The following is a 23228-nucleotide window of genomic DNA, read 5'->3' as shown; positions in this document are numbered from 1 at the left end:
CCTGTAATAGGTTAATTTATGTGTAAGATCATGTTATTGCTAACGCGTCAGATTTAACGCACCACCGCCATATTAAATGAAGACTCAGATAAGAGCGCGCTCACAATAACAAAGGCGGCGGTGTATCACCATATCCCAATTTCAAAAAAAATAATATCTTACATTTTCCTGCGGCGATTATTTACCCTCAGGGTCTGGCTTTTATCATCTGTACAATATTGAGTTTATTTCCACTTAAAATAAATTAAGCACGAAAATATTATTTACACTGTTTATGGCGGCACACCTTCACCTACGCTAATACGATAATAGCTAAAGATTTTTCTTACCTGTACCGACCACAGACGTTGCCGGACGATGTATAATTACAGAAGTCACCGAGAGACATAGAAGTGACCACCATCACAACTCACAATACGTTTTACGTAGGCTTACTATGGACAGCACTATTTCGCCCGAAGCGCTGCTGCGCAGAAGGGACATCATTAAAGGTAATGAAAACTTCTTACAAGCCATTAAGGAGCACTACGCTATTAATGATAAGATCTACAAGCAGCAGCCGCTGTTTTATAAAACCATTTTGCAGGAGTCGCGATTTAACATCGTCCTGTCAATATGCTGCTTCGTGTTTGGCAACCAGGCATCGTGCGTTTCTGAAATAAAAACCCTGTGCGCCCGCTATAAAATAGCCAGCCCCAATAGCGTGATTGCCCTGGTAACGCTGCTAAAAACCAGCGGTCGAATTACCACCTGGCGCAGCAGCGATGACCGCCGTAAAGTGCTGATCGCGCCGACGCAAAAAGGGCTGGATGAGCTGAAGCGCTATATGGCCGGGGCCTTTCGCCCCGTTGGCATATTGTATCCTGCCTACAATATAAATTTAGACCTGCTGGATAATGAAAATATGCGCCACGGCTTTTTTCGCCGCGCCGCCGAGTATCTTTTTCGCGGCGTCACCTTCAGTAAAATATATCCCGAAATTAGTCTGTTTATTGACAAAGACGGCGGTCGGATGATTGCCCTGCATCTCTATCTGCAGGCCGTTGCCCAGCGCGGTACGCGGGGCGCGGTCATTGAGTACTCCGCCAGCGCGCTGGCGAAAGAGTTTTTTGTTTCGCGCATCCACGTCAGCAGAATGATCAAGGCGGCGGAGAATGCGGGTTATCTGAGGGAGCGAAAGGACGGCCTGCTCGATATCTTCCCCGCGTTTATGCAACTGATAGAGAACTACGTCGGTCTTTATCTTGCCTATACCACCCACTATCTCAATATCCATCCCCGCAGTCCGAAATAGCAGGCCGGGCGACGCGCGTCGCCCGGCCTCAGCCTATCGCTCGCGCAGCGCCTCTTTGGCTTTATTGAGCGGCTTAAGCAGATAGTCGAGCACCGTTTTACTGCCGGTTTTAATGTCGACGGTGGCGATCATGCCGGGGAAAATGGGAAACTCCTTGTGCTGCTTATTGACCAGGTGGTTACTGTTGGTGCGAATGTAAACGCGATAGTAGTAAACATCCCGCTTGACCTCATCCTGCAGCGTATCCGGTGAGATCATCGTGACCTCGCCCTCAAGACCGCCGTAAATGGAGTAGTCGTAGGCGGTTATCTTGACCAGCGCCTTTTGCCCCGGATGGATAAAGGCGACGTCGCGAGGCGAAATTTTGGCTTCGATCAGCATCTGATCGTCCAGCGGGACGAGGGTCATCAGCTTGCCGTTGGGCGGAATAACGCCGCCGACGGTGGTCACTTCAATATCCTTGACGATGCCGCGAACGGGCGCGACAAAGGTTAGCCGGGTCAGGGAGTCTTCGCGGCCCCTCATCACCGAGCGCTGGGCTTCGATTTCGGCATTGGCCTTCGACAGCTCTTCGCGGGAGCGAACGTAGTAGTCGTTCTGCATTTCAGTGATTTTATTCTCCAGCTCATTCTTCTGCCGCTGCAGGCGGAGCACTTCGACATTACTCGCCGCCCCCTGCTTGACCAGCGGAAGCGTCATCGACAGCTCTCTTTGCACCAGCGCCACGCCCTGACGTAAGCCCGCCAGCCCTTTCTCCAGGCTCTCGCGGCGGGACTTATAGAGCGCCGTTTCCTGGCGCACCAGTTCCGGCGAGTCGTCCAGCTCTTCGGGAAAATGCAGTTCAGCGCCGTTCACTTCGGCGTTGAGTCTTGCGGCGGTCGCCAGGGCCGCATTCAGCCGGGACGCGCTCTCCAGCACGCCGGACTCGGTTTTGGTTCTGTCCAGCTGGGCCAGCTGCTGGCCGCGCTCGACGATATCCCCTTCGTGCACCATCAGTTTGTAGATGATCCCCCCTTCCAGCGACTGGATCACCTGCTCGTGGGAGGAAGGGATCACCTTGCCGCTGCCGGTCGTCACCTCATCGAGGCTAAACAGGCTGGCCCAGATAAGAAAGGCTGCCAGCATCGCCGAGAGGCTCCAGGCAACCAGCATAGAAGGCGGCAGCGCCGGCTCACGCAGCCGGCTGTTGAATCGCGTAAAGTCACTCATACTGTTCCCACCGTCTTATTGGTTGCCGGCTGCATTTTGACCGTGCGCTGCGCCACCTGCGGCGGCGCCATGCCGTGCTCGCCCAGGATCTTCTCTTTCGGGCCGTCCATAACGATCTTGCCGCCTTCCAGGACGATGATTCTGTCGACGAGTTCGAGAATTGGCAGCCGGTGGGTTGCCACGATGAGCGTTCTCTGTTTGCCCAGCCACTGATTAAGGTGGTGAATAAACTGCTTCTCGCTGACCTCATCAAGCCACGCCGTGGGCTCATCCAGCAGCAGGATATTGGGCGAGGTCAGCAGCGCGCGGGCCAGCAGCAGAGACTGGCGCTGCCCGCCGGAGAGCCCGGCCCCGCCCTCGGTTATCAGATAGTTAAGTCCGACTTTCTGCTTGCGCACGAACTCCAGCGCGCCGCTGATGGTCAGCGCCTGTTGGATCTCTTCATCGCTGGCGAGCGGATTGCCCATCAGGATGTTGTCGCGCACGGAGCCAAAAAACAGCCGCGCCTGCTGGCTGAGCAGCTGCATATCGCGCCGCAGATCCGCCGGGTCAAGGTGGCTCAGCGTAATATCATCAAGCTGGATAGCCCCCTGCTGCGGATCCTGCATCCCCGCCAGCAGCTGCAGCAGCGTACTTTTCCCGGAACCGTTCCGCCCGAGAATGGCGATGCGCTCCCCGGCGCGAATAGTTAGCTTCGGCAGCGTCAGTACGTTGATTTTCTCCTCTTCGTCGTAGTAAAAACTGACGTTTTCGAGGTGGTAATTACCGCGCAGCTGCGCCTTGTGCACCCGCTTGCCGTGCAGCGGATCGTCGATAGGCTTCTGCATCAGGTCGTCGAGGCCTTTACGGGCGACTTTCGCCGACTGCCAGCGGGAAAGCACGCCGGAGATCTGCGACAGCGGCGCAATGGTACGCGACGCAAGAATAGAAGTACCGACCAGCGCGCCGGTGGTCAGGTCACCGGCGATAACCAGATAGCAGCCCACCAGCAGCACCACGGCGTAGACTATCGACTGCACCTCCTGCGTCCAGGTCATCAGCAGGCCGGTCAGCCAGCGCTGCTTCATGCCGACGGTCGCCGCCACATCGTTACAGTTATTCCACTGGTTCTGAAAGCGCTGCTCGGCGCGCATCAGCTTGATATCTTCAAGCCCCTGCACCACTTCCACCAGCGTCGCGTTGCGGATAGCCGACTCGCGCATCCCTTCGCTGGAGAGCTCCCCCAGCGGCCGCTGGACCAGCAGGCCGGGGATCAGCAGCAGCGGCACCGCCAGCAGCACCACCAGCACCAGCGGGCCGCCGATCATCCAGAGGATAAAGACAAAGAGCAGGAAGAAAGGCAGATCGGAAATCGCGGCGATAGTCGTGGAGGTGATAAGCTCGCGCACCGACTCCAGCTCGCGGATCTGGGCGATAAACGATCCGGTGGATTTCGATTTTGCGCCGTTTTTTATGCGCATGGCGTGGGCGAACACCCGCTCGGAGATGCGCAGGTCGGCGCGCTTACCGATTTTGTCGGAAATATGCACCCGCAGCATGCGCATGGTAAATTCAAAGGCAATCGCCAGCATGACGCCGCTGAATAACACCCACAGCGTCGGCTCGGACTGCGACGGCACCACCCGGTCATAGAGCTGCATGGAAAACAGCATCCCCGATAGCGCCAGCACGTTAGCGACCATGGCTACCAGCATAATGTCGCCGTAGCGGCGCCAGTCCTTCAGGGCCAGCTGCCAGAACCAGTTTTTCTCATAGGGCTTAATATACTCATCGACTCGCGCATCCGGCACGGACTCCAGCGGGCGCAGGACAACCGTGGTTTTAAGCCGCGTGCCCAGCTCCTCCAGCGTCAGAACCGTCTCCTGGCCGCCGTCGCCGCTGAACTGAACGCTGACCCGTTCATCTTTATCCATGCGCGTAATCACGCCTACCTGACCGCCGGTAAATTCGGCGATCACCGGCAGACGCCAGGGATCGAGCAGCGAGGCGTTAGCGGGCACGATGCGAAAGCCGAGCCCCAGCTGGCGCGCCATATCCTCCAGCACCTGCAGGCGGGGAGACTGGCTTTCGTGAGTAATGGTGACCCGGACGTGCTCCTGAGAAAAGTCCAGACGATAATGCTTTGCGATAACGAGCATGGCCTGCAGCCACGGCTCATAGAGAGGGTGTGTAGTCATAACATTACTTCCTGTCGGGCACCAACCTGGCGCCGCAAAATGATATCCATGTCCAACAGCCGGGCCCTGCTTATGAAGTACCCGGCCACCAGAATATCAGAAATCTCTTACTAACAGTGCAGGTAAAAAAAACAGGCGGGGAATCGCTTCCCCGCCCGCCGGGTGGCGACTACACCACGAGCAGCTGGTGGTTAGCCAGCAGCGTGGCAAGGTCGGTCTGCACCCCGTTCAGCGTGACCACATCGGTCGGATTAAAGTTGCCTCCGGAGCCGTCGCGGTCAATATGAATGGTGGTGCTGCTGCCGTCGGTGGTCACCTTGATGAAATCAAGGATGTTCCCGGCGCTGGCATCGAGGGTGGCAACGCCATCCACGTAGTGCGCCGATCCGGTCCCCGTATAGCCGCTGTCGCTCAGCAGTTCGCGCAGGTCGATACGATCGGAGTCCGCCGTACCTTCCCAGGTGCCCACCGTAAAGCCGTTAACCGTATCGTGACCGTTACCGCCGGTCGCGTCGGCGGCGTTAATCAGCTTATAGAGCAGCGTATCGTGGCCGCCGTTACCGATGTTGAAGGTGTCGTTGCCGCCGCGGCCTTCGAACAGGTTATTGCCGCTGTTGCCGGTAATAACGTCGTCGTGAGCCGAGCCGGCGATGCCTTCGATGTCGGTAAAGGTCGAGGTGTTGTAGCCGGTCGACTGCGCGGTACCTTTACTCAGATCGGCGGTAATCCCTACCGTGGAGTTGCGGAAATCCACAATATCCATACCGCCGGTGGCGCTCCAGGTCTCGTGATCGGACTGCGATTCCCAGCCGCCAGCGCCCTTGTAGGTATAGGTTCCCGTATCGGCAATAAAGGTATCGTTGTAGCCGGTGCCGGTTAACGTACCTTCATGTTTTCCGGTGCCTGCTTCAGCGGTAACGGCATAGTTATCGTGTGCAGCCCCTGCCGTCAGGCCGTCCCAGGTCGTCGTCTTCGGTACGCCGTTTATCTGATACACCATTTCCGCACGGTAAATCTCATCTGCTTTCAGCCCATAAAAACTGAGCAGCGCTGACGAGTCGTTAATACCCATACCAGACTGTGCATTCAGCACTTGTGCCGAAACCAACTGATTATTCGAATCATACAATTTGACGGTATTCCCGAAATAAGCGTTGATTCCCTGGCTGTCGACGATTTTCAAATGGATCGCCGTACCGTCAGCAACGTCATTAGTATTGCGCTGCAGTTCGACCTTGCCGTTCTGGCGCATGATCAGAAGATCTTGTTTACCGTCCCAGTCATAATCGACCAACGCAGCACTCGCCACTCGGGAAGATGATGCGTCCCCAAATTTAGAGGCCGTGAAGCTGACGTTATTGTTAACGATACCGCCGTTGGTATAGAGGTATGACTGGGTTGTCGTTGCCAACTTGATGATGTCCATTTTACCGTCGTGGTTCCAGTCAACGGCAATGCTCACGTTACCCTCGAATTTATCCGAAGAAGCTGTGCCAATGGCTTGCAACGCTCCCAGATTACCGGATTTATCGTTCAGCATGAGGCCACCGACCGTGCTGGAACGCGTCATTCCCATAAACAGATCCATCGAGCCGTCGCCGTTGAAGTCTGCCCAGGTCATGCTGACAGCATTATTAGCCGCCCCTGAGCCAGTGGCGCTATACATCGTATTGGTAAAGTTCTGGCCCCAGACAAAGTTGCCATCCCCCGTGTTGATCATTGTCGACAGCGCATAATTATTGCTGCCATTGGTTGTATGCTGCGCAATATCAACCCGTCCATCGTTGTTAAGATCAACACCCGATGCTTCAATCAGGCTATTGTAATTCCCCACTTTTGCGCCGGAGACAAAGGTACCGTACGTACCACCACCAGAATCACCCTGCAGTACGCCGTTAGTGTTGCGCATGAAAGTACGTGAATCTGGACCGCCTGCATCACCAAGGACAAAGTCAATATATCCGTCACCCTGAATATCAATCGCCACTATGGACCCGTACCAGATGTCCTGATTACCCATCATGGCGCGCGTGATAGTCATATTATCAAAGGATCCATCGCCATTGTTCGTCAGTTGCCGCATCGTTGAATAGCTGGTGCCCATTGCCAGCACATCCGAGAGGCCATCGCGGTTAATATCTGCAAATGTTCCTGACGTATAGTTACCCGCGATGTCGAACTTAGTACCGATGGTATAGCTGTTCTGACCACTCGCAGTCCCTATTTGTCCGTTAGTCAGAACAGTCCACAGGCCGTCCTCATTTAATGAATAAGCGCCTGAATACGAGCTTCCTGCCGAGGTCACCGTCCACCCCGGCACCATCGATGCCTCAGCCCCTACCGTAACGTTACCGTGCATCACGCCCGCGGTATTGCCGTTACCAGCGCTGCTTCTGACCAGCGTTGCTACATCATAGGCTTCTGCCTTGACAGCCAGCGCGTCAAAGTCCGGCACCTGCAGATACCAGGTATGGCTATCCGGGTCGACAACCACTGCCCCTCCCTTCTCAGAGGTATAGGTCTTACCGTTCACCGTTACCGTCAGATACTCGCCGTTCTTCAGCGCCGCGTTAAGCTCACCGCTAATGATCGGCGTGGTATCCGTTGTGGTCAGATCGGTCACCTTAGCGACCGTCGTCGGTACGGTGGTATCCACCTTCAGTACCCACTCTCCTGACTCAACGTAGTTACCCGCTCTGTCCGTGACGCGCACGATATAGCTGTGGTTGCCGTCGGTCAGGCCGCTGTCGTTAAACGTCCAGCTGGTTGTTCCGTTGGTGACAAGCTGTCCCAGGCGCTTACCGTCGCGATAAAGCTCGGCGATTTCGCCGTCGGCCAGCGGCTGATTGAGCGAGCCGTTGATGACCGGGGCGGTATCGTCAGTGGCAAAATCGGCGCTGAGATTGGCTCCCTGCCGCTCGCCCTGGTCATCGGCATAGCCGACAATCTGACCATGGGTCTCCGGCGGCGTGGTATCCACCGTTACCACCTGCTGCGCGGTGGCGCTGGTGTTGCCCGCATCATCCTTGACCCGCACCATATAGGTGTAGTTGCCATCGGCCAGCTCGCGGGTATCCTCATAGCTCCAGACCTTATCGGTGACCGTCAGGTCAATCCAGGTCTTGCCGCCGTCGAGACTTATCTGCGCGTGCTCATCCTTCGCCAGCACCTGGTCGAGCGTGCCGTGGAGGGTCAGCGTCTTATCCATGGTGACAAAGTCGCTGCCGGATGAGCCGGTGTCTTCCGTGATGCTGGTGATCTTAATGCCGTACTCCGGCGCGGTGGAATCAACCCTGACATCCTGCGACGCCGTGGAGTTGCCCACGTTGCCCGCCAGATCGACAATCCGCACCTCGTAGCTGTGAATACCGTCTGCCAGCGAGCGCACGTCGCTGTAGCGCCACTGGGTACCGGCAACGGTCGCGTCAATCCAGGTTTTCCCGCCGTCGAGGGTTATCTGGACAAACTCCCCGGCGCCCAGCGCCTTGGAGAGCGACCCGTGCAGCGTGTAGGACTTCGCGCTGGTCAGATAGTCGCTGTCGCTGACGCCGGTATCCAGTTCGATGCGGTCTATGGTTATCGTCGCATCCGGCGGCGTGGTATCCACCGTCACCGCCTGGCTACCGTGGGCGCCGACGTTGCCGGCGGCGTCAATCACGCGGACATCGTAGTTGTAGATGCCGTCGGTCAGCGTGCGGCCATCAACGTACTTCCAGGTATTGCCGATAACCGTGGCCATCTGCCAGGTATTACCGCCGTCGATACTGATCTGCACGTATTCGCCGTCGGCCAGGGTTTTGCCCAGCGCGCCGTTGATCGTCAGAGACGTATCGTTAGTAATGAAGTCGTTGCCGCCGCGGCCGGTATCGTCGCTGATGCCGGTGAAGCTGATGGTCTTGCTATCGTCAGGCGCGACGGTATCAATGGTGACCACTTTGCTGTTTTCCGCGCTGACGTTACCCGCATCGTCAATCACCCGGAGCTGGTAGTTGTACTTACCATCCGCCAGCGTGCGGCCGTCGACCCACGTCCAGCGGGTACCGCTGACGTCAACATCAACCCAGGTGTTGCCGCCGTCGATGCTGATCTGCGCATGGTCGCCCTTGCCGAGCGCGGCGCCGAGCGTACCCTGCAGGCTGATCTGCTTATCTGCGGTAATAAAGTCGGTCGAACTCAGCCCGGTATCCTGCAGAATGGCGTCAATGGTAATTGTTGACGCCTCCGGCTTCGTGGTATCGACAATCACGTGTTGGGTATTGCCCGGATTAACGTTACCCGCAGCATCAACGACCCGTACCTGATACTCGTAGTCGCCGTCTGCCAGCGTGCGGCCATCCGCATACTGCCAGGTGGTGCCCGTTACCGTCAGGTCAATCCAGGTCTTGCCGCCGTCGATGCTGATTTGCGCCGTCTCATCCTTACCGAGCTGCGCCGTCAGGGAGCCGTTGATCACCACGCTGGTATCATTGGTAATGAAGTCATTCCCCTTCAGCCCGGTATCGTTCTGCAGAGCGTCGATGCGGATATCCATGGACGGCGGCGTTAAGTCAACCGTCAGGCCGTGATTAACATCCGCGCTATTGCCGATCGCATTGCTCACCTTCGCATTAACGGTATAGGAACTGCCGTCCGCCAGCGCCGCAACATCGGCGCTGCCGACGGTGCAGGACCATGCGCCGCCCGCCATCACTTCCGCGGTGTACGATTTACCGTTGAGGGTAATCGTCACCGTCTGGCCTGCCGGTGCGGAGGTCGTACCGCTGACCACCAGCGCAACGCCGTGCTCCGCCGCGTTGATAACATCATCACCCGAGAGCGTGTTGATGGAGATGGTCGGCACTTCACCGTTGAGCGTTACGTCGCGGGTAACGCCGCCCGGGTTACCGGCCTTATCGGATACGCGGGCTTCGATGGTGTAGGCCCCGTCGGCGGTACCGAGGAAGTCGCGGCCCGGGATATTGACGGACCACTTGCCGGCGGCATTCACCGTTGCCCGATACTCGTGGCCGTTGAAGGTCACGGTAACAACCTGCCCCTCTTCGGCATCGGCGGTACCGCTAATGGTCTGCCCCGCTTTCTGCTCATCGCTATTGATGGCATCGTCGCCCGCAACTTTATCAATCGTCACGGTCGGCGGCGTAGTATCCACGGTGATGTCGCGCGTGGTGCTGCCGCCGTTGCCGGCCTTATCGTCTACCGTCGCGGTCACCGTCAGCTTGCCCTGAGGCAGCGCGGCCAGCGCATCGGCCGGAACATCCAGCGTCCAGGTGCCGTTGCTGGTGACCTGCGCCGTCCAGGACTTGCCGCCCAGGGTGACGGTCACCGTCTGGCCCACTTCGGCGCTGGAGGCGCCGCGAATAGTCAGCGGCAGCAGCTTCTCGGCGGCGTTAATCACGTCGTCGCCGGAGATGGTTTCAATACTGACCACCGGCGGCGTGGTATCCACGCTGACGATGTGCGTATCCTGACCGCTGTTGCCCGCGCTGTCGGTTACCGCGACGGAGACCGTATAGTGGCCGTCGACGATAGCCGCCAGATCCGTCGCCGGTACCCTTGCACTCCAGGCGCCGTCTGCGCCGATGGTCGCCGGGTAGTTTTTGCCGTTCAGCGTCACCGTCACCGGCGTGCCCTCGGCAATCTCCTTGCTGGTGCCGCCAATGATCAGCTCGCTGCCGATCTCCTGCTTGTTAATCACGTCGTCGCCGGAAATCGTGCCGATGGTGATGGACACTGACGCCGTGTTGACAACGATCTCGTGGCTTGCGGAGCTGCTGTTACCCGCGCTGTCCGTCGCCGTCGCCGTGATGGTCGTTTTACCATCCTTCAGCGCGGCTACCGCATCGGCAGGTACGCCGACCAGCCAGTTGCCGCTGGCGTCAACGGTGGTGACATACTCCTTGCCGTCAATGCTGACCACCACCCGGTCGCCCGTCGTCGTGCCCGTTGCCTTACCGCTGATAATCTGCGCCTGGCCGTGCTCAACGTGGTTGATGATGTCGTCTTCGGCCACTTTATTGAAGGTCACCACCGGCGGCGTCGTATCGACCGTAATCGCTCTGTCGGCGCTGCCGAGGTTACCGGTCTGGTTAGTGACGCTGGCGGTAATGGTATAGTCCTTGTCCGTCATGCCCTGCAGGCCGGTCGCCGGGATATCCAGCGACCAGGCGCCGCCGAGGCCCACCGTAGTCTCATAACTGTGGCCGTTGAGGGTCACCGTGATCTTCTGACCGGCCTCCGCCGTGGTGGTGCCGGATACCGTGACGGCCTCCGCGACTTCTTTACCGTTGAGGACGTTATCGCCGGCAACGGTATTGATGGTCACCGCCGGCGCCGAGGTATCCACCGTCAGCGTGGCGTCTTTGCTGACGCTGTTGCCGATGGCGTTCTTCGCCGTCGCGGTCAGGACGTAGTTCGCTTCGCCCAGTCCGGCCAGATCGGCGGCTTTCACCGTCAGCGACCAGGTTCCGTTCTCAGCCGTGGTAGCAACGTACTCCTTACCGTTCAGCGTGACGGTCACTTTGGTGCCCGCCGCCAGGTTAGCGCTGCCGCCGCTGACCAGCAGATCCAGCCCCTTCTCCGTCGCATTGAGGATGTTATCCCCGGCAATCGCGTCAAAGGTCAGGACGGCAACCGCGCTGCTTACCAGCACATCCTGATGGGCGTGGCCGGTATTGCCCGCCGTGTCGGTCACCGCGACGTTCACCGTCACCGTACCGTCCTGCAGGCTCTCAATGACGCTGGCCGGGACGCCGACGCTCCAGTTGCCCTTCGCGTCAACCGCCGTCGTCCAGGTCTCCGTACCGATGGTAACCTCAACCTTGTTACCGGCATCGGCGCCCTTCGCGGTACCGCTGATAACCTGCGCCTGGGTGTGCTCCTCAGTGTTAATGACGTTATCGCCCGCCACGGGGTCAATCGTCACCGACGGCGCGGTCACGTCAACCTGCACGTTGCGCGTTGCCGTTGTCGTATTACCCGCTTTATCCGCAACGACTGCCGTGACGTTCAGCGGCCCGTCGGTAAGTCCCGCCATACCGCTAACCGGAACATCCAGCGTCCAGCTGCCGTCGGCCCCCACGGTTGCCGCGTAGTCGTGCTGGTTAAAGGTGACCGTCACCGTCTGTCCGGCTTCCGCCGAGCTGGTGCCGCTGAGGGTCAGCGCTTTACCCGCTTCTTCCGCGTTGATGATGTTGTCCGCGGCGACAGTATTTATCGTGACGCCCGGCGCTACGGTATCCACCGTAAACTCGCGGCCCGCCGAGGCGCTATTGCCCGCAGCGTTAGTGACGCTCACCTGCACGCCGGCGCTGCCGTCCTTCAGGGAAAGCATATCGGACGGCGAGACTTTGTAGCTCCAGGTGCCGTCGGCCGCCACGGTAGTGGTAAAGGTCTTGCCGCCGAAGGCAATCGTCACCTGCCGGCCTTCGCCGACGTTGCCGGTGGCGCCCGACAGCAGTAGCTCCTGGCCTTTCTCAAGCGCGTTGACCACGTTGTCGGCGGTGACCGGGTTGATGCTTATCGACACGTCGGACAGATCGACCGTCACGTCGTGGGTAATGTGAACCGGATTGCCCGCTTCGCTGGTGCCGGCAACGGATACCTGCACCTTGCCGGCGCCCAGGGCGCTAACGTCCGCCTTCGGTACCGCCGCACTCCAGGTGCCGTCTGCCAGCACCGTCCCCGCGTAGTCTTTACCGTTAATGGTCACCGTCACCGCCGAGCCCGCCTTCAGGCCGTCGCTGCTGCCGGTGACCATCAGATCCTGGCCGTGCTCGATGCGGTTGATCACATCGTCGCCCGCCACGGTATCGATGCGCAGGCCCGGCAGGTTGGCGTCGATGGCAAATCCGCGCTCGCCGCCGCCGGTGTTGCCGTGGCCGTTCGTCACGGAGGCCTTGACCTTCAGGCCGCCGTCGCCGAGCGCCGTCAGATCCGCCGACGGTACGTTCACCGTCCAGCTCAGATCCGCCTGCACCTTCGCCGTATACGCCTTACCGGCGATAGTCACGGCCACGGTGTCGCCCTCCGCCGCATTGATGACCCGGCCGGTGATGCTCTGGCCCGTCTCAATTTCGGCTTTGTTCATCACATCATCACCGGCGATGGCGTTGATAATCACGTACGGCAGCGCCGTATCGACCTGCAGATTGGCGCTGGCGCTGGCGCTGTTGCCGATGCTGTTGGCCGCCGTAGCGCTGAGGACATAGTTCGCCTCGCCCAGCGCCGCCAGATCCGTCGGTTTCACCGTCAGGGTCCAGCTACCGTCCGCCGCCGTGGTGGCGGTGTAGGACTTGCCGTTCAGGGTCACAGTCACCGTCGTACCCGCCGCCAGGTGGGTACTGCCGCCGCTGACCACCAGATCCTGACCTTTCTCAACGGCGTTGAGGATGTTGTCCTGGGCGATGTCGTTAAAGGTGATAGTCGGCGCATCGCTGCTGACGACAACCTTACCGTCCTTGCTGCCGACGTTACCCGCCGCGTCGGTGACGCTGACGCTGACCGCCACGTCGCCGTTGGCGAGCGACGAGATAACGTCTGCCGGGACGCCCACGCTCCAGTAGCCGTCGGCGTTGAGCACGGTGGTATAGGTGTGCCCGGCGATGGTCACCGTCACCTTATCGCCCGCGGCGGCGCCGGTAGCGGTACCGCCGATCACCTGCGCCTGGCTATGCTCGGTGCTGTTGATCACGTTGTCGCCGGCGATGTCATTGATGGTGACAACCGGCACGCTGACGTCAACCGTCAGGCTGCGGTCGGCCGAGGCCGGGTTACCGGCCCTGTCGGTTACCGATGCCGTAACCTTCACGCTGCCGTCGTGCAGCGCGGCCAGATCGGCCGCCGGTACGTCAAGCGTCCAGCTGCCGTTGCTGCCCACGGTCGCGGTGTAGCTGTGGCCGTTGAGCGTTACCGTGACCTTCTGACCGGCTTCCGCGCTGCTGGTGCCGCTCACGGTCAGCGGTTGCCCCGCTTCCGCCGCGTTCAGCATGTCGTCGCCGCTCAGGGTATTGATAGCAATCGCCGGTGCCACGGTATCGACCAGATAGTCGTGACCCGCAGACGCGCTGTTGCCCGCCGCGTTAGTGACGCTCACCTGCACGCTGGCGCTGCCGTCCTTCAGGGTCGCCAGATCGGCTGCCGGCACCGTGAAGCTCCAGACGCCGCCCGCGCCGACGGTGGTGGTGTAGATGTGACCGCCGAAGGCAATGGTCACCGTCTGGCCTTTCTCCACGTTACCGGTGCTGCCGGTGAGGAGCAGATCCTGCGCCTTCTCGGCGGCGTTGATCACGCCGTCTGCCGTGACCGGATCGACGCTGATAGCGACGCTTGCGAGATCGACAATCACGTTATGGTCAATCTGCACCGGGTTGCCCGCTTCGCTGGTCCCCGAGACGAGAACTTTTATCGGCCCGGCGCCCAGTTCGCCGACGTTCTCTTTCGGGATTGCCGCGCGCCAGGTACCGTCCGCCAGTACGGTAGCCGCATAATTTTCACCGTTGAGGGTGACCGTCACCGCCGAGCCAGGCTTGAGGCCGTCGCTGCTGCCGGTGACGATCAGATCCTGCTTGTGCTCGATACTGTTGATGATATCGTCGCCCGCCACGGTGTTGATACGCAGGCCCGGCAGGCTGGCATCGATGGTGAAATCGTGCTTACCGCTGCCGGTGTTGCCGTGACCGTTGGTCACCGTGGCAACCGCGCTCAGGCGACCGTTGCCGAGCGCCGTCAGATCCGCCGCCGACATATTCACCGTCCAGCTCAGATCGGACTGCACGATAGCGGTGTACTCTTTGCCGGTACCGGTAATGGTGACGGTGACCACATCGCCCGCCGCTGCGTTAACGACGCGGCCGCTGATGCTCTGGCCCGCCGCCACTTCGGCGGCGTTCACCACATCATCTCCGGCAACGCTGCCGATGATGACGTACGGCGAGGCGGTATCCACCAGCAGGTTCGACGTGGCTTCAACGCTGTTGCCGATGCCGTTAGACGCCGTGGCGCTTACAACGTAGTTCGCCTCGCCCAGTCCGGCCAGGTCGGCGGCGGCAATAGTCAGAGACCAGCTGCCGTCGTTTGCGGTCGTGGCGGTGTACTGCTTGTGGTTCAGCGTGACCGTTACGGTAGTGCCAGGATTGAGGTTGGCGCTGGTGCCGCTAATGACCAGATCCTGGCCCTTCTCGCCGGCATTCAGCACGTTATCAACGGCAATGTCGGCAATGCTGAGCGATGCCTGACCGCTGCTGACCAGCACGTTCTGCTGATTGCTGCCGACGTTACCCGCCGCGTCGGTGACGGACACCGCCACGGTCACCGTGCCATCGTGCAGCGCCGAGATGACGCTCGCCGGGATGCCCACGCTCCACTTCAGATCCGCGTCCAGCACCGTGGTGTAGGTATGGCCATCAATGGTCACCGTCACCTTATCGCCCGCGCCTGCGCCCGGGGCCGAGCCGCTGATAATCTGCGCCTGGCCGTGCTCGGTGGTATTGATGACGTTATCGCCGGCAATCTTATCGATGGTCACATCCGGCTTAACCGTATCGACGCCGACGTTATGGGTTGCCGACGCCGGGTTACCCGCTTTATCGGCCACTTTCGCGATAACCTGCGCGCTGTCGCCGGTCATGCCCGCCAGGTCGGCGGCCGGAACAATCAGCGTCCACTTGCCGTCTGCCCCGACGGTTGTGGTGTAGTCGTGCTGGTTAAAGGTGACCGTCACCGTCTGCCCGGCTTCCGCCGTGCTGGTGCCGCTGAGGGTCAGCGCTTTACCCGCCTCTTCCGCGTTGATGATGTTGTCGCCCGCGACCGTATCTACCGTGACCGTCGGCGCCGCGGTATCCACCGTGAACTCGCGGCCCGCCGAGGCGCTGTTGCCCGCGGCGTTAGTGACGCTCACCTGCACGCTGGCGCTGCCGTCCTTCAGGGAAAGCATATCGGACGGCGAGACTTTGTAGTTCCAGGTACCGTCTGCTGCTACGGTGGTAATAAAGGTCTTACCGCCGAAGACGATCGTCACTTTCTGACCTTCACCCACGTTGCCGGTTGAACCCGACAGCAGCAGCTCCTGACCTTTTTCCACCGCGTTAACGACGTTGTCAGCGGTCACCGGATTGATGCTAATCGACACATCGGACAGATCGACCGTTACGTCGCGCGTGACGTGGACCGGATTGCCCGCTTCGCTGGTGCCGGCAACGGATACCTGCACCTTGCCGGCGCCCAGGGCGCTGACGTCCGCCTTCGGTACCGCCGCACTCCAGGTACCGTCTGCCAGCACCGTCCCCGCGTAGTCTTTACCGTTAATGGTCACCGTCACCGCCGAGCCCGCCTTCAGGCCGTCGCTGCTGCCGGTGACCATCAGATCCTGGCCGCGCTCGATGCGGTTGATCACATCGTCGCCCGCCACGGTATCAATGCGCAGGCCCGGCAGGTTGGCGTCGATGGCAAATCCGCGCTCGCCGCCGCCGGTGTTGCCGTGGCCGTTCGTCACGGAAGCCGTGACCTTCAGGCCGCCGTCGCCGAGCGCCGTCAGATCCGCCGACGGCACGTTCACCGTCCAGCTCAGATCCGACTGCACCTTCGCCGTATAGCCCTTACCGGCAATGATAACGGTTACCGTATCGCCCGCCGCCGCGTTGATGACGCGGCCGGTGATGTTCTGGCCCGCCTCAACCTCGGCTTTGTTAATGACGTCATCACCGGCGATGGCGTTGATAATCACGTACGGCAGCGCCGTATCGACCTGCAGATTGGCCGTTGCCTCAACGCTGTTGCCGATGCTGTTGGCCGCCGTGGCGCTGAGAACATAGTTCGCCTCGCCCAGCCCCGCCAGATCGACCGGCTTGAGGGTCAGGGTCCAGCTGCCGTCCGCCGCCGTGGTGGCGGTGTAGGACTTGCCGTTCAGGGTCACGGTCACCGTCGTGCCCGCCGCCAGGTGGGTGCTGGTGCCGCTGATAACCAGATCCTGTCCTTTTTCAACGGCGTTGAGGATGTTGTCCTCCGCGATGTCGTTAAAGCGGATGGTCGGTTTATCGCTGCTGACCGTCACTTTGCCGTCCGCACGGCCGGTATTGCCCGCCGCGTCGGTGACGCTGACGCTGACCGCCACGTCGCCGTTAGTCAGCGACGAGATAACGTTAGCCGGGACGCCCACGCTCCAGTAGCCGTCGGCGTTGAGCACGGTGGTGTAGGTATGAGACCCAAACGTCACCGTCACCTTATCGCCCGCGGCGGCGCCCGAGGCTTTGCCGCTGATAAGCTGCGCCAGTTCGTGCTCGGTGCTGTTGATCACGTTGTCGCCCGCGATGATGTCGAGGGTCACCTTCGGCTCGCTGACGTCAACGGTCAGGCTGCGGTCGGCCGAGGCCGGGTTACCGGCTTTATCCGTTACCGATGCCGTGACCTTCACGCTGCCGTCGGCCAGCGCGCCGAGGTGCGATGCCGGAACATCCAGCGTCCAGCTGCCGTTGCTGCCCACGGTCGCGGTGTAGCTGCGGCCGTTGAGCGTTACCGTGACCTTCTGGCCGGCCTCCGCGCTGCTGGTGCCGCTCACGGTCAACGGCTGACCCGCTTCCGCCGCGTTCAGCATGTCGTCGCCGCTCAGGGTGTTAATCGCCAGCGTCGGAGCCTGGGTATCAACGCGGTAGTCGTGCCCCGCGGACGCGCTGTTGCCCGCTTCGTTGGTGACGCTCACCTGCACGCTGGCGCTGCCGTCCTTCAGGGTCGCCAGATCGGCTGCCGGCACCTTGTAGCTCCAGACGCCGCCCGCGCCGACGGTGGTGGTGTAGCTCTTACCGCCGAAGACGAGGGTGACTTCACGGCCCGTTTCGACATTACCGGTGCTGCCGGAGAGGATCAGATCCTCACCTTTCTCCGCCGCGTTAATCACGTTATCGGCGGTAACCGGGTTGATGCTGATGGCAACGCCCGTCAGATCGACAATCACGTTGTGGTCAATGTGCACCTCGTTGCCCGCTTCGCTGGTGCCCTTCACGGTGACTTTCACCGCGCCGGACTGCAGCGCCTCAACGTCCTCTTTCGCTACCGCCGCGCTCCAGGAGCCGTCCGCCAGCACGGTGGCCGCATAGTCTTTACCGTTGAGGGTGACGGTCACCGCAGTCTCAGCCTTAAGGCCGTCGCTGCTGCCGGTAATCACCAGCGCCTGACCGTGCTCGATGCTGTTGATGATGTCATCGCCCGCCACGGTGTCGATACGCAGCCCCGGCATATTGGCGTCAATCGCAAAGTCGCGATCGCCGCCGCCGGTGTTGCCGTGGCCGTTGGTCACGGAGGCCGTAACGTTGAGACGCCCGTTGCCCAGTTCCTGCAGATCCGTCGACGGAACGTGAACCATCCAGCTCAGATCCGGCTGCACCAGCGCGCTGTACTCCTTGCCGGCAATATTGACCGTCACCGTATCGCCCGCGGCGGCGTTAACCACCCGGCCGGTGATGTTCTGGCCGGACAGGGATTCGGCGGCGTTGATAACATCGTCGCCGGCGATGGCGTTAATAACCACGTAAGGCAGCGAGGTATCCACCTGCAGGTTCGCTTTCTCCTCGACGCTATTGCCGATCCCGTTAGAGGCCCTGGCGCTGACGGTGTAGTTCGCCTCGCCAAGCGCGGCCAGGTCGGCGGCGCTTACGGTCAGCGTCCAGTTGCCGTCGGCATCAGTTATTGCGGTGTAATCCTGATGGTTGAGCGTCACGGTAACGGTCGTGCCCGCATCCAGATTGGCGCTCTTGCCGCTGATGACCAGATCCTGGCCCTTCTCAACGGCGTTGAGCACGTTATCTTCGGCAATAGTGTTGAATTCCAGCGACGGCTTGCCGCTGCTGACTACCACCTCCTGCTTGCCGCTGCCCACGTTGCCCGCCGCGTCGGTGACGGTCACATTCACGATGCGGGAGCCGTCATTCAGCGACGCGATAACGTCAGCCGGGACGCCGACGCTCCAGTTACCGTTGGCGTCAACCACGGTCACGTAGTTGTGGCCGTCGATATTGACCATCACTTTGTCACCGGCCGCCGCGCCGCTTGCCGTACCGCCGATCACCTGCGCCTGCTGGTGTTCAGCGGTGTTGATGACGTTGTCACCGGCAACGGTGTTGATGGTCACCACCGGCGCCGTAACGTCCACCGTCACCTGATGGGTAACTTCGGTCAGGTTGCCCGCCTTATCGGCGACCTTCACCGTTACATCGTGACTGCCGTCGGCAATACCGGCGAGGTCCGCGCCCGGTACGCCCACTTTCCAGCTGCCGTTAGCCCCGGCGAGGGTGGTGTAGGTGTGGCCGTTCAGGGTGATAGTGATGCTCTGTCCGGCTTCTGCCGTGGTGGTGCCGGAGAGCATAACCCCGCTCTTCGCCTCCGCGCTGTTAATTACGTTGTCGGCGGTAACCGGGTTTACGCTCACGTTTGGCGCAATCGTATCCACGGTATAGCCGCGGGTTGACGACGTGCCGTTACCGGCAACGTTCGCCACGCTGACCTGTACGCTGGCGCTGCCCTCCCTGAGACCAACCAGATCTTTGGCCGCAACGGTGTAGCTCCACGTCCCGTTTTCCGCAACGGTAGTGGTGTAAACCTTACCGCCGAAGGCAATGGTCACCTTTTGACCCGCTTCCACGTTCGCCGTGGTGCCGGACAGAACCAGATCCTGTGCTTTCTCCGCCGCGTTCAGCACGTTGTCGGACGTGACGCTATTGACGGAGATGGCGACGCCCGACAGATCCACCCGCACGGGGTGGTCAATCGTCACCGTATTACCGATGTCGCTGGTGCCGCTGGCGGTGACGTTCACCGTTCCGGCGCCCAGCATTCCGACGTCGGCCGCCTGAATCGTTGCGCTCCAGGTACCGTCTGCCAGTACCGTTGCCGTGTAGTCCCGGCCGTTGAGGGTCACCGTAATCGGCGCGCCCGGCTGCATACCGCTGCTGCTGCCGGTGACAACCAGATCCTCACCGCGCTCGATGCGGTTAATCACATCGTCGCCGGTCACCGGATCGATACGCAGGCCCGGCAGGTTGGCGTCGATGGTAAAGTCGCGCTCGCCGCCGCCGACGTTGCCGTGGCCGTTAATCACGGTCGCCGTCGCCGTCAGGTCGCCGTTGCCCAGCGCCGTAATATCGGAAGAAGGAACGAAAATGGTCCAGCTCAGGTCCGGTTGTACGACGGCCGTGTACTCGACGGCGCCAATGGTAACGGTGACGATATCGTCCGCCGCCGCGTTAACCACGCGACCGGTAATAACCTGATCCATCGCCGCTTCGGCAACGTTAACCACGTCATCACCGGCGATCCTGTCGATGATGACGTACGGTGACGCCGTATCGACCTGCAGGTAGTCGTTAGTGCTGACGCTGTTGCCGATGCTGCTGACGGCGGTCGCCCTGAGGGTGTATGTGGCCTCTCCCAGCGCGGCGAGATCCGCCGCGCCCACGGTGAGAGTCCAGCTGCCGTCCGCCAGCGTATGGGCAGTGTAGTCCTTGCCGTTAAAGTTGACGGTGACCTCAGTGCCTTCCTTGAGGTTGGCGCTGGTGCCGCTGATGACCAGATCCTGGCCTTTCTCAACGGCGTTAAGCACGTTATCTTCGGCAATAGCGTTGAAGTCCAGCGACGGCAGGCCGCTGTTAACCTCCAGCGGACGGGTTGCGCTGCCGGTATTGCCCGCGGCATCGGTAACGCTGACCGCCACCGTCGTCGTGCCGTCGTGCAGCGCGGCGATGACGTTGGCCGGTACGCCGACGCTCCAGTTGCCCTGGTTATCCACGGCCGTGGTATAGGTGTAGCCGTTGAGGGTAACGGTAACCTTCGCGCCCGGGCCCGCAAACGCGACGGAACCGCTGACGATCTGCGACTGCTGGTGCTCGGCGATATTGATAATATCGTCACCGGCGATGGTGTTGATGGTGACTTTCGGCACGCTAACGTCAACGCCCACGGTGCTATCTGCCTGTCCTTCGTTACCGGCCTTATCGGCAACCTTAACAACAATGTTCTCGGTACCGTCGGTGAGAGACTTCAGATCCGCCCCGGGAACCACCAGCGACCAGCGGCCGCCGGCGCCCACGCGGGCGGTATAGTCGTGATTGTTGAAGGTCACGGTCACCAGTTGTCCGGCTTCCGCCGTGGCGGTGCCCGAAATCGTAACGCCGGTTTTCACCTCATTGCTGTTGATTACGTTATCCGCGGTGACGCTATCGACGGTAATGGTCGGCGCCACGGTATCGACGCGATAGTCGTGGCCCGCCGAGGCGCCGTTGCCCGCCGCGTTAGTGACGCTGACCTGCACGCTGTCGGTGCCTTCTTTCAGCGAGGCCAGATCCGCTGCCGGCACCTCGCAGCGCCAGGTGCCGTCTGCGGCCACCGTCGCGGTATAAACTTTACCGCCGAAGGCCACGGTCACGGTCTGCCCCGCCTCCACGTTACCGGTGCGCCCGGTCAGCGTCAGCGGCTCGCTCTTCTCGGCCGCGTTCAGCACGTTGTCATCCGTCACGCTGTCGACAGTGATAGCAACGCTGCTCAGGTCAACCTTCACGTTGTGATCAACGCTCACGGTATTCCCCGTTTCACTGGTGCCGGAAGCGGTTACCTTCAGCGCGCCCGCGGAGAGCACGCCCACGTCGGCTTTCGGTACCACGGCGCTCCAGGTGCCGTCTGCCAGCACGGTGGCCGTGTAGTCTTTGCCATTAAGGGTAACGGTAACGACAGAGCCCGCTTGCAGATCGCTGCTGCTGCCGGTGACGACCAGATCCTGGCCGCGCTCGAGGCGGTTAATCACATCGTCCCCGGCAACCGTATCAATACGCAGACCCGGCAGATGGGCATCAATGGTGATGCCGCGCTCGCCGCCGCCGGTATTGCCCTGGGTATTGGTGACGCTTGCCGTCACGTTCAGGCGGCCGTCGCCGAGCGAGGTCCAGTCGGAAGACGGCACGCTCACGCTCCAGGTCAGATCCGGCTGCACCGTGGTCGTATACTCTTTACCGGCAATGGTGACGGTGACGGTGTTGCCGGCCACCGCATTAACCACCCGCCCGCCGATAGTTTGCGACTGGGCGGCTTCAGCGGTATTGATGACATCATCACCGGCAATGCTGTTGATGATGACGTACGGCGAGGCGGTATCAACCACCAGGCTGGACCGGGCGTCAACGCGGTTGCCGATGCTGTTTTCCGCCGTCGCGGTCAGAACGTAGTTCGCCTCGCCGAGCGTCGCCAGATCGGCAGGAGAGACGGTCAGCGACCAGCTGCCGTCCGCAGCGGTTGTTGCCGTGTAGGTCCGGTTATTGAAGGTCACGGTGACGGTGGTGCCTTCCGCCAGGTTTGCGCTGGTGCCGTTAATCACCAGCGGCTCGCCTTTCTCGGTGGCATTAAGGATGTTGTCGCCGGAGATAGCCTGGAAGTCCAGCGAGGCAATGGCGCTGCTCACTTCAATCGGATGCGTGCTTTCCCCGGTATTGCCCGCGGCGTCGGTCACGCTGACGGTAACCGGGATGTTCTTACCGTCGTGCAGCCCGGAAATGACGTTCGCCGGAACGCCGATGCTCCAGTTGAGGTTGCCATCCAGTACCGTCGTGAACTGCTGGCCGCCGATGGTCAGGGTCACCTTATCACCCGCCGCCGCACCGGTTGCCGAACCGGTAATAATCTGCGGCTGCTGGTGCTCGGTGCTGTTGATCACATCATCACCGGCGATGGTGTTAATGGTCACTTTCGGTACGTCGACATCTACCGTCACGGCGCGGTCGGCCGCTGCGGCGTTGCCCGCCCTATCAGAGACGCTAACGGTAATGCTGTCAGCGCCGCTGGCCAGATCCTTAAGATCGCCCGCAGGCGCGGTGACCGTCCAGCGGCCATCGGCGCCCACCGTCGCCTTGTAGTCGTGATTGTTAAAGGAGACGGTCAGCTCCTGACCGGCCTCTGCCGTCGTGGTACCGCTAATCACCACGCCTTTGCCCGCTTCGGCCACGTTGATGGTGTTATCGCCGGCAACGGTATCAATCGTTATCGTCGGCGCCAGCGTGTCGACCACGTAGCCGCGGCCCGCCGAGGCGCCGTTGCCGTGAACGTTCGCCACGCTGACCTGGACGCTGGCGCTGCCGTCGCGCAGGCCCGTCAGGTCACCGGCCGGTACGGAGCAGGTCCAGCCGCCGTCTGCGCCAACGGTCGTGGTATAAATCTTGCCGCCAAACGCGATAGTTACCGTCTGGCCCGCTTCGACGTTAGTGGTGGTGCCCGTCAGCTCAAGCGGCAGCAGTTTTTCCGCCGCGTTGAGCACGTTGTCCGCCGTCACGCTATTGATGCTGATGGCGACGTCCGAGAGATCGACCTTCACAATGCGATCGACGTGCATCGGGTTGCCCGCCTCATTGGTACCGGCAACGGTAACTTTCACCGCGCCTGCCGCCAGCTCGCCAACGTCCGCCTGCGGCACCGCCGCGCTCCAGGTACCGTCAGCCAGTACCGTTGCCGCGTAGTCCTTACCGTTGAGGGTCACGGTGACCGCGGCGCCGGCCTTCAGGCCGTCGCTGCTGCCGGTAATGATA

General features: G+C 60.8%; 4 protein-coding genes (1 of these 4 cut by a window edge). 1 reads left to right on the top strand and 3 read right to left on the bottom strand.

The annotated features are described in order from the left end of the window. Positions 1-436: 436 nt before the first annotated feature. Positions 437-1294, top strand: a complete 858-nt coding sequence (locus ENGE1_RS08245) for a hypothetical protein (RefSeq protein WP_045290814.1) — start codon at positions 437-439, stop codon at positions 1292-1294. A 33-nt stretch (positions 1295-1327) separates the two neighbouring features. On the opposite strand, the gene ENGE1_RS08240 is transcribed toward ENGE1_RS08245, so the two are convergent. The 3 genes from ENGE1_RS08240 to ENGE1_RS28385 all read right to left on the bottom strand — a co-directional run. Continuing rightward, positions 1328-2503 (bottom strand): HlyD family type I secretion periplasmic adaptor subunit, encoded by a 1176-nt coding sequence (locus ENGE1_RS08240; RefSeq protein WP_043084655.1) that lies wholly within the window; start codon positions 2501-2503, stop codon positions 1328-1330. Then, on the bottom strand, positions 2500-4680 hold the full coding sequence (locus ENGE1_RS08235; protein ID WP_043084656.1) for a type I secretion system permease/ATPase: 2181 nt from the start codon (positions 4678-4680) through the stop codon (positions 2500-2502). The genes ENGE1_RS08240 and ENGE1_RS08235 overlap by 4 nt, the downstream gene beginning before the upstream one ends. 169 nt (positions 4681-4849) lie before the next feature. Further along, on the bottom strand, positions 4850-23228 hold the 3' portion of the coding sequence (locus ENGE1_RS28385) for an Ig-like domain-containing protein (protein ID WP_064360604.1). It continues 14942 nt past the right edge of the window; the window shows 18379 of its 33321 coding nt (coding positions 14943-33321); its start codon lies off the right edge, out of view; the stop codon is at positions 4850-4852.

It is taken from the genome of Pluralibacter gergoviae ATCC 33028 = NBRC 105706, assembly GCF_001598855.1.
Taxonomy (GTDB): domain Bacteria; phylum Pseudomonadota; class Gammaproteobacteria; order Enterobacterales; family Enterobacteriaceae; genus Pluralibacter; species Pluralibacter gergoviae.
The sequence above is the reverse complement of the archived record's forward strand: the minus strand, read 5'-3'. Positions and strand labels throughout refer to the sequence as shown.

Bases quoted from the DNA above. Each gene is read 5' to 3' on its own strand.
- ENGE1_RS08245 (WP_045290814.1), top strand. From the start codon at position 437: ATGGACAGCACTATTTCGCCCGAAGCGCTGCTGCGCAGAAGGGACATC.
- ENGE1_RS08240 (WP_043084655.1), bottom strand. From the start codon at position 2,503: ATGAGTGACTTTACGCGATTCAACAGCCGGCTGCGTGAGCCGGCGCTG.
- ENGE1_RS08235 (WP_043084656.1), bottom strand. From the start codon at position 4,680: ATGACTACACACCCTCTCTATGAGCCGTGGCTGCAGGCCATGCTCGTT.